At 37.2% G+C, this 11,273-nt stretch carries 8 protein-coding genes; all 8 read right to left on the reverse strand.

Annotated features, from left to right (window positions below):
* Positions 1-407 precede the first annotated feature (407 nt).
* On the reverse strand, positions 408-1,649 hold the full coding sequence (locus QZT26_RS13750; protein ID WP_295102879.1) for a glycosyltransferase family 4 protein: 1,242 nt from the start codon (positions 1,647-1,649) through the stop codon (positions 408-410).
* Between the two features lie 390 nt (positions 1,650-2,039).
* Positions 2,040-3,200: a hypothetical protein gene (locus tag QZT26_RS13755; protein WP_295102882.1), complete on the reverse strand. Its 1,161-nt coding sequence runs from the start codon at positions 3,198-3,200 to the stop codon at positions 2,040-2,042.
* A gap of 181 nt (positions 3,201-3,381) precedes the next feature.
* Positions 3,382-5,250 carry an asparagine synthase (glutamine-hydrolyzing) gene (gene asnB, locus QZT26_RS13760; protein ID WP_295102884.1) on the reverse strand — a complete coding sequence of 623 codons (1,869 nt, stop codon included), beginning with the start codon at positions 5,248-5,250 and terminating at the stop codon, positions 3,382-3,384.
* Between the two features lie 2 nt (positions 5,251-5,252).
* Positions 5,253-5,414 carry a hypothetical protein gene (locus QZT26_RS13765; RefSeq protein WP_295102887.1) on the reverse strand — a complete coding sequence of 54 codons (162 nt, stop codon included), beginning with the start codon at positions 5,412-5,414 and terminating at the stop codon, positions 5,253-5,255.
* A gap of 68 nt (positions 5,415-5,482) precedes the next feature.
* A complete protein-coding gene (wecB, locus tag QZT26_RS13770; protein WP_295102890.1) occupies positions 5,483-6,637 on the reverse strand; it encodes a UDP-N-acetylglucosamine 2-epimerase (non-hydrolyzing) in 1,155 nt (384 codons plus the stop codon).
* Positions 6,580-7,704: a glycosyltransferase family 4 protein gene (locus QZT26_RS13775; RefSeq protein ID WP_295102893.1), complete on the reverse strand. Its 1,125-nt coding sequence runs from the start codon at positions 7,702-7,704 to the stop codon at positions 6,580-6,582. The genes wecB and QZT26_RS13775 overlap by 58 nt, the downstream gene beginning before the upstream one ends.
* Positions 7,691-9,484 carry an asparagine synthase (glutamine-hydrolyzing) gene (gene asnB / locus QZT26_RS13780; protein WP_295102895.1) on the reverse strand — a complete coding sequence of 598 codons (1,794 nt, stop codon included), beginning with the start codon at positions 9,482-9,484 and terminating at the stop codon, positions 7,691-7,693. Before asnB (QZT26_RS13780) ends, QZT26_RS13775 begins: the two co-directional genes overlap by 14 nt.
* Positions 9,484-10,710, reverse strand: coding sequence for a glycosyltransferase (locus QZT26_RS13785; RefSeq protein ID WP_295102898.1), 1,227 nt, complete (start codon positions 10,708-10,710; stop codon positions 9,484-9,486). Before QZT26_RS13785 ends, asnB (QZT26_RS13780) begins: the two co-directional genes overlap by 1 nt.
* Between the last annotated feature and the right edge of the window lie 563 nt (positions 10,711-11,273).

Consider the following 11,273-nt stretch of genomic DNA (forward strand, 5'->3'; position numbering starts at 1 on the left):
ATAATTCCATCAACTTATTCATAAGTAGTGTCCTCCAAATTGTCTGATTACTATTTACGAGGATACTACTATACTTTATAATAAACTAAAAATCACCTTTTTGGTTGCGGCCAAAGGCCGCGCTAGGTTACTTGTGTATCATTAGTTTTACTGATGTCGCAAACATAAAAAAGACCACAATTCTTACATTTAACAAATTCATATTTTTCTGTTTTACGCACTATTTCTGGTGCTGTATTCTCACATAAATTGCATAAATAGTTTTTCATATTCTTAAACGTATCTCCGTAATTTACTTCTACTAACTTGATGGATTTCTATTCGTCAGATCAAATATATCTAGTGTTACATGTATGACAAATCTACAATACTGAATTCGTTGGGTTTCGTGCCTCAACCCAACCAAGCTACACCTTGCAGATTTTATCATCTACAACCTTCTCTAGTGTCCGACAGAGTTGTTCTGCCAACCTGTCGCGACTGAATTGCGTTTCGGCAAGGCGTGTTGAAGCGTCTTGAGCCCTCTCAAGTCGACCATTATCTTTCAGAAATGAATTCAATGCCTGCGCAGCCCTTTCCGCATCGCATGGTGGTAACACGATACCTGCCCCGCTACTTCTCAGGATGTCTGCTTGCCAACCCTCATGATTGATGGCCACTGGTCGCCCTGCTGCTAACGCGTCAAAGAACTTGTTCGCCGAATTATTCCACAGCGCGGGAAGATCGATAACTAAAGACACTGCTACAGTAGTTGCAGACAGTAATCTCGGCATATCTTGCTTCGCGACCGGTGGAATAATCCACAGGTTTTTTTCCAGCACGCCTGAACTACGTGCGTGTGTATAGATCGATGATGCTTGCATGCCGGCCCCGACAATGAGAAAACGGACAGAGGAGTCAATGTGTAGCATTTTTGCCGCAATGTCAACCAGGTAGCCAACGCCATTAATCATACCCAATGTCCCGGCATAAGTGACCAACGGCAATCCTTCCAAGTAAGGATGTTCTTTGAGGAAACTATCTCCCGCCGAGGCGGGGACTCCAAAGAGAGCACGATCACAGCTATTTGGGACTACCGTAACTTTCTCCGCGTGGTAGCCAGTGCGAATGATACCATTTTTCATACCCGGTGAGAGAGCGATGATGTGATCCGAATTTTTATATGCCCATTTTTCTAATCTGTAAGCCAGCCATTTTGATATCGGATTCCGTAACGCCCCGACAGCTACAGGGAGTTCAGGCCAAAGATCTCTGACTTCAAATACCATGGGGCATTTATGCTTCAGTTTTGCAGCAACGCCCGGTATTGCAATAGTTAGGGGTGTGCTTGTAGCAAAGACAACATCCACATGTTTTGCCTTTAAAACTGCCAGACTCGATTTTAAGGCAAACAAGAAAAACGCATACATTCTTTTGGTAAATGATAAATTGTTAGAATAGGGCACATTAATTATCCAAAGAGATATGCCCTCTATGTCCATTTCAATTGTTTTTTGGGAAAAGGCTGTTTGTTTAGGGAAAAAGGCGCTGGAGGTAATCATGGTTACTGTGTGGCCAAATTTGACGAATCGGCGCGCCATTTCATAGGAACGAGTACCACCCGACCCTTCCGGTGGAACAAAGTATTGATGGAGATATAGAATGTGCATACGGTTCCTTTTCAAAAAAACTTGTCCTAAGTTCACGTTTAGAGATTCTGCGTAACGCTTTAGTTTTTTGAAACCGTAGGGGGCGAAGCATTTACCCGTTTGGGTATGAACGCATTTATGACAATTTACCGCAAATGCTTCGCCCTTACACTATGCGGCAAACATCGCTATTAGTGGAATTTTTCAAAAAACTAAAGTGTTACGACTCTGCAGTTTATCATTGCGTGCCAGACAACCCCCGAGCCCCCTTTAATAAGAGGGAATATGGTAAATTACGCTGAATAGATACAATAATTTTCTCTTTATTCCAACATTAAACAGGAAAAAAAAGACTTGACCGGCTTTAAACCTGTTGTCATAAAGTGAGTACCATTAGAATTTTGAGTTCAATCATGGAAACACTTTTCTCGCCATAAGATTTTTGGCAAGATGACCTGCCAATTCAACCTTGCCATGCATATTGTTCATATACTCAAGTGAGGGATTTTTCTTCCCGGCTACCATAGCTACTAATACCGCATGGCCAATCTCTTGAACCTTCATGTCGTATTCACCTAGCCCTATCCATCCAGAACAGATTTGTCCGACGCCCCATGGGGGCCTTTCTTCATTATCAGTTTTAAATTGTCCATTTGTACCATCGATAAAATTTGTGAAGCGAGGATCTGAATATGACTGATTCCATACAACTTTTGTTAACAACCTGGATAATCCTTTCACATCGTCATGAGTAAAAACAATTCCTGCTTTATATAAGTCAAGCACTGTATAAGGATAACGATTTCCGTGAGAGGTATCCATTGTATTACCGCCATACTTTTCTGGAAACCTAACCTCCAAATCCCAGATCAGAGCATCCTTGTAGGATTCAAATCTATGCTTTAGTGAATGTGAAAGATCAGATAAAATTTTTTTGTAATCTGCATTACCTGAAATTAAATGTACATTATTGAGAATTCGAAGCATCATCGCTATTTTATCACTGTATGGCCATTGTTTATTATTTGCCATCATATAATGCCATGACAAACTATTTCTTTTATAAAACCATTTCTTCACTATTTCGTTATGTACAAAATCATATAACCCTTCAGCCCTGCTACCGTAACGGTTTTTTAATGCAGGTTCATTTAAGATAATTCGTGCAAGCCATGCTATACCTGTTGATCCCTGTACGTCATAAAGTTGATATGAAATCGGAACATCGCTGTAAGGAGAATTCCATTCCCCGGACCAATTCCGATTTCCGTTTTTATCTATGATAGTAGCCTGAGAAACCATTTTCTCTGCCCATATGAGTGCTCGTTCTAAATATTTGGTATCTTTCGTTGCCTCATACATACAAATTGTGCCGTCAAGTATGTATGAAAAAAAGTAATACACACGTCCATCACCACTTGATGCCATTGAATTATACTCTTTATGATTATTTCGATATTCTTTATCATAAACCTTACGGTAATAGCCAATAGTTTTACTTGCATGTACAAATTCCGACAGCATTACTACCGTTAATAAACAAAAAATAAAAACGAAAGTTCTTTTAGGCATAAAAACCCCTCCTTGTATTCAACTAAATTTACCATATTCCCCATTAGAAAAGGGGGTTAGGGGGTTGTCTTGCATTTTAATATTTTATTACACCCCCTAAGAAGCACCTTATAAATAATTTTCGCTGGCTATAAACAAATTTTTTGGGTATTTACTAAATTTTGTAACACTTTTCCCCTCTTTATAATTGAATAAATGGTATCAAATTATTTTTATCAAATAGCTTTCTCGCCCATAGCTCTGCAAATAATACACGGGTGATATCTTTGCACCAAATATTGCTTTTACCAGCCAGGAATTTTTCATAATGCCTCAGAAAACATTTACTATCGATTATTCCCATTTCTGCCAGTAAACTCTTTTGAAAGACATCATAAATCAAACCGGATAAATTGCTTTTTAACCAGAGTTTTTCAGGTAGCAAAAACCCCTGTTTATCTTTACGCCATCGAATAGTTTCAGGTATTCCATAAACGCTTTCTCTGAGAATATATTTACTCCATCCCCGCCAGATCTTAAAATTTGCAGGTAGATTCAAGGCAAAATTGACTACCCTGTAGTCTAAAAAAGGTAGTCTTATTTCAAGTGAAGAAGCCATTGAACTTCTGTCCTCATAGTGGGTCAACCCTGGCACTGAGTATTTCTCAATGTCTACTATTTGACGAGATCTCAAATCTGAACTTTCAAATATGGGTTCAATTACTGGCAATCCGAGCAGATATTCATAACTGGATTTCTCTTTCCATGGCAGATAACGCCTTGCCTCGCCAATATCAAACTGCCACAATACTGTCCGATTAAAAAATGAAGATGCAATTTCAAAGAATAGTGTGCCAATATCATGTTGTTTAAACAACTGCTTTATATAAAAAAAGAAATATTTCCTGTATCCTAATAGAATTTCATCACCACCTTGACCGCTCAAAACTACGGTAATATCTGTTTCTTTTTTGATTTTTTCCATCATTTTGTAGTGTGCTATAGTACTGAAACTACCCGGAGGTTCATCGTTAAAATACAGGATATCATTGATTGTAATATGGGATGAATTATCATCTATCACAAGTTTATGATTCACAATACCCGTTTCTCTCACCAGCATATCTACAAATTTGGCCTCACTGTATTTCGCGTTTTTAGAGACTACAGAAAACGTCTCAAAACCCCCTTCCTGTATTGTATTTGCCAATACACTGATGGCCGATGAATCCAAACCTCCACTCAAAAGAGCTCCTACCTTAACGTCACTCCTCAGTCTGAGTCGTATGCTGTCTGTAAACAGTGACCTGAATTCCTCTTTTGCTTGTTCAAATGTGTATGTTTGTTTATTTATTTCATAATCCCAGTATTGTTCTTCTCGCATAGTTCCATCTGACAGCGATATTATTAAATTGTGTTTTGGTTTTAACTTGTATATATCTTCAAAAAACGTTTCTTCATTACTATTCAGGATACCTTGATTCAAATAACAAAACATAGTTGAGTGATTGACCCGCATTGACTCTAGAAGAGGGAGGAGTTGTTTAATCTCACTACTAAAAAATAAGATACCACCTCTTTGATAGTAGTATAGAGGTTTAACAGAGAAACGGTCCCTGCTTAGAACAACTTGTTTACGGGGAAGATCTACAATCGCAAAAGCCCACATGCCATTAAAATAAGTAAATCCCTTCGGCCCCCATTTATCATATACAGCGAGAATGACTTCTGTATCACTATTTGTGGTGAATATATAGCCCTGCTTTTTTAAATCTTGTCTTAGCTCAAGGTAATTATAGATTTCTCCATTAAATGAAATCCATAGTTTCTGATCTTTGCACATTGGCTGGTTCGCATTATCTGAAAGATCAATAATTGACAGCCTTCTATGACCAAGAAAGATATCAAATTTCCCAGGATTACCCACTGTACTTTCCTTACAAGAAAGGGGGGTATACCCCGATGCGTCAGGGCCTCGATGGTAGACAATATCCGTTAAAGATACAAACTTGCCGTAGTCCCGTTCTCCAAAGAAATTATTTATATTAATTGCACCAAATATTCCGCACATAGTTATTGATAAATCTTGTTATACCTTTCCAGAAGTTTTTTGAATTCTTTTTCCCGGTTATATTTTTCTTTTATTGCTTTTCTTCCATTTTCACCCATTTTTTTAGCCTCATCAGGATGGGATATTATCCACTGAATCCCTTCAGCAATAGAAGCTACATCCACTCTTTTTTCCCTTACATAAGTGAAATACTGCATTATTAATAGCGAGAGAATTTATCTTGTTTTTTATTTTATGCTAAAGATTGCTTTAAAAGAACATCCACAATTCTCTTTGCCGATTTACCATCCCACAATTCCGGGATTCTACCTTGTTTGGATTTTCCCATTATAAAATGGGAGTACGCATCAATTATTGTTTCTTTTGTATTTCCAACGAGAGTATTAGTACCTTCATCAACGGTTATTGGCCTTTCGGTATTTTTTCTCAAAGTAAAACATGGTACCCCCAAAGCAGTAGTTTCCTCCTGAATTCCCCCACTATCAGTAAACACTATATTCGCATCTTTCCATAATTCTAAAAATTCTATATATGACAACGGTGGTTGCAATTTTATGTTTGAGCTATTAACTAATTCCAATAACCCAAAAGATTCCATGTTTTTTCTTGACCTTGGATGAATTGGAAATACAAGAGGCATATCTCTGGAAATCTCAATTAAGGCTTCTATAATTCCTTGGTATGTGCTCTTTATATCGATATTGGAGGGACGATGTAAAGTTACAACACCATATTTTTCTTTAAGAGATGCTGTGTCCGATTCATTTTTCGTAGTATTCATTTTGTTTATGTAATAATACAGATTGTCAATCATTACATTGCCGACAAAAAATATTTGTTCGTCTTTCTTCCCTTCGTTTTTTAAATTTTTCAGACCGCTTTCTTCAGAAACAAAAAGGAAATCAGAAACGGCATCTGTCAGAATTCGGTTTACCTCCTCAGGCATTGTCATGTCATTACTTCTCAGACCTGCTTCAACATGTGCCAATTTTATATCTAATTTCTTTGAAACTATAGAACAGGCCAGGGTGGAATTTACATCACCAACCACAATTACAATATCAGGTTTTTCTGCAAAACATACTTTCTCAAATTCCACCATAACTTTTGCAGTTTGTTCAGCATGTGTGCCAGAACCGGTATTAAGAAAATAATCGGGTACCGGTAGTTCTAATTCATCAAAAAATACTTTCGACATCTCATAATCATAATGCTGCTCTGTGTGGACCAATAGAAAATCTTTGAAATTAATCCTTTTGAATTCCCTTATTATAGGGGCTATTTTCATAAAATTGGGTCTTGCACCCACCACCAGAATAATTTTCATAATCAATGTTTTATAAGAGAATTGTATATTTCTAATAGTTTTTCTTTTTCTACGTTCCAATTATATTCAGCGCATACAGCTTTCCTGCCATTTTCTCCCATTTTTTTGGAGAGTTCAGGACGATCAAGTAAATAATCAATAGCCGCTGCAATTTCTTTTGGATTTTTTGGATCAACAGTTATTCCAAAATCCCTTCCTACGATAAATTCATTCCATTTGGGAAGATTAGAGGCTATGATTGGCAAACCACCAGCCATGTATTCATAGAATTTATTATTTCTGCCAAAGATTGCTCCAAAATGGTTTGGTTCTGGATAAAGACACAAAACTCCAATCTTTGCAGTCTTCAAAAAATCTGGAACCAGTCTATAATGAACATTACCAATAAATTGAATCCTTCCATTTGCCAATAAGCGCATTTCTTTTTCAAATTCAGGCGTTTCAAAGGTACCTATCAGAAGTAGCTCAGCCTTATTCTTAATGCATCTCATTGCTTCAATAATTTCTTTTATCCCTCGTTGTTTTGATAACACTCCAACGTAGACAATTTTGTCAGTTTTTTCCACACCGTCTGAATCACATGCATTTACAAATTCAATTAACGGCAGATTTTTTACTGTGACCACCTTGTGTTTATAGGCTTTTGGGAAATTTTCAGCAATGTCATCACCCGCCACCATGATATAATCGAAAAACTTTGACGATAACCGCTCTATAATCAAGACAAACATGGAAACAAACCTTCTTAATATTACAGGAATATAATTTTTTGACATTATATCCTTTGGAGTGTCTTCATGCACATCATAGATAACTTTTTTACCCTTCAATTTAAGCAGTAAACCGATGGGTATTAATTCTGGGTCCTGCAAATGATAAATTTGAGCATCGATCTCCAGCGCTTTTTTATATACCGCCCAAATAGTACATATCGCCCTTTTAAATCTACTGTGAAAGGTAGGCACTGCATGTATATATATCCCATCGATTACTTCATCTTTATCATGTCTTGCGACTAAATGAACCTCATAACCGGCTTGTACTAAACTCTTACATTCTTTATGAAATATTCTGGTGTCGAAAGGAGGATGAACGGATGTCAAATGACAGATCTTAGGACGTGACATTATATAATCCCTCCCACTGTGCTATATAAAATAATTTAATAAGTAAACCTTTTTTCATACGGGAAGGTAATATTCCGATTTCTTTTAGTAATTGAGAATTCTTAATTGTCTCTCGCATCCATGAATCACCTTGTTCCAGCCAGGTATCGGTGGGGGCTTCAAAACCAATTTTATTGCGGCGCCACGTTATGGAATCCGGCATTTTACCGGACATTGTTTTTCTTAATGCCCATTTGGTAAAACCATTACAAATTTTGTCAGAAGGCTTTAGTGTTAACGCTGCTTCGACTAATACATGATCAACAAAGGGAACCCTTGCTTCTATAGAAAACGCCATGGAATTCCTATCCTCATATCGGAGTAAATGTGGTAATTGATAAGAAAATTCAGAAATTTGAAGGGATCTTATATTTGTATAAGTTTTCAGTGATGAATAAATATGTTCTTTATTTAATTTTAACAAATTGCTATTCATTTCGTTTTTTCTTTTGTTTAAGTAGATCATGCGAATAAAAGGAAACAAAAAATACAGGGTGTACTGGCTTAATTGCGTAAGAGATAATTTTGAGTGTCTCGATGCGAGGATATATTCTTTGAATGCTTTCAGCGGGTGAAATTCCTTAAGCCAATGTAAAAAAACAGTTGGGTAGTATCGTTCATACCCAAGTAATGTTTCATCACCCCCCTGGCCATCCAGCATTACCTTTAGCCCTGCCTCGCTTGCCGCTTTCATTACCCAGTACTGCATGAATTGAGAAAAGCTACCTGTTGGTTCATCCTGATGCCAAATAAATTTACCAACATTTTCCTGGAAATCATCGAAAGATGGAGAAGTCGTAACCCACTTAAGGTTGCAGTAATTCACTATTTCTTTTGCATATGCGGTTTCATCATTTTTCCTGTCATTTGATCGGGCGGTTACAACCGTAAATGGAGTTGATGAATTCGCTTTATATACCTGAGCAGATAGTGTTGTTATTGAAGAGGAATCCAGGCCACCACTCAGACATGTGCCCACTGGCACATCGCTGCGTAAATGCAACATTATTGATTCATGAAAACATTGAGCATAGTCATCAATGGTTGTTATTTTACCTTCAGTGGCTAACGCAAGGTCGTAATACTTCTTTATCAACATTTCCCGTGTTTTGAGCCCCAGCATAAGATTATTTCCAGGCTTTAGTTTAAGAACACCTTTGAAAAAGGTCTCCGGACAATGATCTTCAAAACCGTATATTAAATAATCCGCCAATATAGGCAGATATACCGTTCTTGGGATACCCATCTCAAGGATTGCTTTAATCTCGGATGCAAATAGAAATGTGTTTTTATTGTGCCAATAATAAAATGGTTTAATACCAAAACGATCCCGGGAACAAAATAGTTCTTGCTTTTCTGTGTCAAAAAGCGCAAATGCCCACATGCCACGAAAGTGGTTCACACAATCTTGACCCCACACTAAATAAGCGTTTAAAATTACCTCGGTGTCTGTTTTTGTCTTAAAAACCTTCTGATAGTCGTTTTCCAGTTCTCGTCTGAGTTCTAAATAATTGTAAATTTCGCCATTATAAACCAATACCAGACTATTCTTAACCATTGGTTGGTGACCATCGTAACTAAGATCAATGATAGATAATCTGTTATGCCCTAAGCCAACATTACCATGAATCCAGGTACCGCTATCATCCGGCCCTCTGTGCTTAATAACTTTAAGCATTCTTTCCAGATCGCTTTGTTCAACCGGCTTGTTAAATTCTATAATTCCAGCTATGCCACACATTAGCTAAGAATCTCCTGATATATTTCAATGTACCTTTTGACATTTGCACTCCAGGTAAATTTACTGAGAATGAGTTCTTTTGCTTGCTGACCAATTTCATGTCGAAGTCGTGGGTTTCTTATTAATTTTCTCAGTGCGTCCTCTACTGAAGCGGTGTCTTTTGGTTTAGCCAGCAAACCAGTTATACCGTCAGTTATAACATCCTCTATCCCCTGCCCCTTACAGGCTATCACTGGCAAACCAACTGACATCGCTTCGATATATACCACACCAAAGGCTTCATCCCAGCTTGGAAGGCAAAATATATCACTCTCGTTAAGATACGAGTAAACCTCACTCTGATTTTTTCTACCAACAAACTTTACTTTGTCTTCGACCATTAATTTTTTTGTCAGATTTTCCAAAAACCAGCGGTTTTCTCCATCCCCAACAATAAGGTATTCAAAATCAAATCCTTCATTTTTTAAACCAACCAAGGCACGGATTACATATTCATGGCCTTTCCGTATATTAAGATAACCAACGGATATGATCTTTATTTTCTGGTTTTCAGACACCCCGTTATTCTTACTCATATTAATTGCAGAAACACCGTTATTAACAAAAACAACCTTATCAGCATTGGAATAGTATTTGAGGATGATATCTCTTACTTTTGAACTTACCCCGATAACTTTGTTTGCACCTTCAAAGACCTGGATAATTGTCTTTCTAAGACGAGAATTCCTTTCGATAGTAGGTTTATGTGGGGCACAACTACACACATCAAGACCATGGATAGTAACGACAAGAGGTACTTTATACTTATGTTTAAGCTTTAATCCAACGTATCCATCTGGATAAGCCACGTGTGCATGAATTATGTCAAATTTATATTTCCTATAAATATTGTCAATAATGGTCCTTATACCGAGATACATGAATAATCCAGACAATCCCTGAACATAATTTCTTGGAAATTCAATATATCGCGGATAAAAAACCTCGATACCTTCCCACATTTGCTGTTTTGGAATCTTTGAATAAGCCTTCCATTTCGCAGACATTTTGTTTACAGGGAAAGGTGACCACGGAACCGGTGATACAACTTTTACCTCACACCCCTGTTTCACCAGTTCTTTGACCTGTTCGTGAACAAATATCCCCAACACTTCGTTAAACGTTGAAGGATACATATGGGATATAACAAGGACTTTCATTTCTAATTTAATGTTAAGGAATTTCAAGCTTTGTGATTCCCCTCTAAAAAGAGGGGATAAAGGAGTGTGTAAGTTTGCCTTAACACACCCCCGGCCCCTCTTTCTAGAGGGGAGATTAAAAGTAGCTGCCGAAGACGGCCTAATTTAAATTTCCAAGGAAGACTTATTCGTTGAGTGCATAGACTTGTGAAAGCATTCCTTGTTATATTTTTTTCGCCATAAAACAGAACTGACCACAAAAAACCAACTTTATATGATTGATCTGTTGGTTTGTAAGACCTACAATTTTTCCAAACAATTGGATAATGCGGTTAAGTAAAGATAATCTACTAAAATACCTTGTAAAATTTTTATTTAAAAAACCACTTCTCACAATTAGGGTAAGGCAATCTATACCAGGCCTTATTTCTACATTACTTTGTTAAAGAAAGCGTCTGAAAAAATATTTTTAAGTCGTAAGTATAGTCGGCCACAACTTATGACTTAGCAATGCTTTGCGACAAATATTTACTCTTGATTTTGCTCGTTACTTCCGGTATTAATTGCACTTGTAAATTTTTTACACAATCAATTACCGGAGCAAAGGATTT

It is taken from the genome of uncultured Candidatus Kuenenia sp. (assembly GCF_900696675.1).
Taxonomy (GTDB): domain Bacteria; phylum Planctomycetota; class Brocadiia; order Brocadiales; family Brocadiaceae; genus Kuenenia; species Kuenenia stuttgartiensis_A.

What these genes read in the sequence shown, in the direction of transcription:
- QZT26_RS13755 (WP_295102882.1), bottom strand. Translation starts at nt 3,200, where the DNA reads ATGCCTAAAAGAACTTTCGTTTTTATTTTTTGTTTATTAACGGTAGTA.
- QZT26_RS13750 (WP_295102879.1), bottom strand. Translation starts at nt 1,649, where the DNA reads ATGCACATTCTATATCTCCATCAATACTTTGTTCCACCGGAAGGGTCG.
- asnB (WP_295102884.1), bottom strand. Translation starts at nt 5,250, where the DNA reads ATGTGCGGAATATTTGGTGCAATTAATATAAATAATTTCTTTGGAGAA.
- asnB (WP_295102895.1), bottom strand. Translation starts at nt 9,484, where the DNA reads ATGTGTGGCATAGCTGGAATTATAGAATTTAACAAGCCGGTTGAACAA.
- QZT26_RS13775 (WP_295102893.1), bottom strand. Translation starts at nt 7,704, where the DNA reads ATGTCACGTCCTAAGATCTGTCATTTGACATCCGTTCATCCTCCTTTC.